The organism is Curvibacter microcysteis (assembly GCF_028649455.1).
Taxonomy (GTDB): Bacteria; Pseudomonadota; Gammaproteobacteria; order Burkholderiales; family Burkholderiaceae_C; genus Curvibacter; species Curvibacter microcysteis.
Genome location: NZ_JAQSIO010000021.1, coordinates 1 through 1,230, shown reverse-complemented (window position 1 = coordinate 1,230; position 1,230 = coordinate 1). Strand labels below are relative to the sequence as shown.

Genomic DNA, 1,230 nt, shown 5'->3' with positions numbered 1-1,230 from the left:
CGGCGGATTCAACCGGTCGATGCAACAGATTCGCTGAACATCTCAGCGGGCGTCTTGAAGCCAAGTGTCTTACGTGGCCTCTCGTTCAATTGTCTCGCGATCGCGTTGAGCTGTAGCTGTGAATAGCCGGAGATGTCGACACCCTTTGGCATGTACTGTCTGAGCAGGCCGTTCGTGTTCTCGTTGCTTCCGCGTTGCCAAGGACTCTGCGGGTCGCAGAAGAAGACCTGGATGTCCGTGGCCATCGTGAATCTCTTGTGTGCGGCCATCTCCTTGCCTCGATCCCAGGTCAGTGACTTGTAGAGCTCTTGGGGAAGCTTGCGCGCGTTCTTGATGAGCGCATTGACGACCGTCTCAGTGTCCTTGCCGCCAACCTTCACCAACATGACGTAACGCGTCTGGCGTTCGACCAACGTCGCAATCTGGCTGTTGCCGCTGCCAAATACCAAGTCTCCTTCCCAGTGACCAGGCACCGCTCGATCTGCGACAGAAGCCGGTCGCTCGCTTATGGAGACCGCGTCGACGATCTGCCCGTGACCCGGGGTTTTCTGCGTGTAGTGGCGCGAGCGCCGCATACCGCGCGTTCGCCTCAGATGCGCCAATAGCTCCTTTTTCAAGGCGCCGCGTGCTTGAATGAATAGACTGCGGTAAATGGTCTCGTGTGACACGTGAAGGAGCCCGTCGTGCGGATAGGCTTGCTTTAGCCAGCCCGCGATTTGCTCCGGTGACCAAGATATTCGCAGCTTACCCGCGACGATTCGGGCCAGCTCGCGATTCTCCTTGAGCTTGCAGATCTTTGGCCGAAGGGCTCGATTCCATGTGTCGCTGTCGGCCTGTGTGGCGCGATAGCGCTCTTGACCACCATTGCGCTTCAACTCGCGACTGACGGTCGATGGTGCTCTGCCCAGCCTTGCAGCGATTGAGCGGATCGACGCGCCAGCCACAACGGAGCGTGATATCTCTTCTCTCTCGATCAACGTCAATGACGTCGCAGAACGACGTCTTTCTAGAGGCCTAATGCCACCTGTCTTCACCAAGATGTTTTGGATCGAGGTGTGTGGCCGGTCAAACAGCTGGCCTATCTGGTGCAGCGTCCAACCTTCCTTCCAGCGGTCCCACATCAGCGCCTTTTGGCTGTCGGTGTAGTAGTTTCGTGTCCGATACTTCATTTGCAACACTCCGTCTGCTTACGCAGTTATCAGTGTGTTGCATCGACCGGTTGAATCCGCC

The 1,230-nt window shown here is 57.2% G+C and carries 1 protein-coding gene; it reads right to left on the bottom strand.

Annotated elements, in window-relative coordinates:
- Positions 1-8 precede the first annotated feature (8 nt).
- Positions 9-1,169 (bottom strand): IS30 family transposase, encoded by a 1,161-nt coding sequence (locus PSQ39_RS21715; RefSeq protein WP_273929727.1) that lies wholly within the window; start codon positions 1,167-1,169, stop codon positions 9-11.
- Positions 1,170-1,230 lie beyond the last annotated feature (61 nt).

What these genes read in the sequence shown, in the direction of transcription:
- PSQ39_RS21715 (WP_273929727.1), bottom strand. Translation starts at nt 1,169, where the DNA reads ATGAAGTATCGGACACGAAACTACTACACCGACAGCCAAAAGGCGCTG.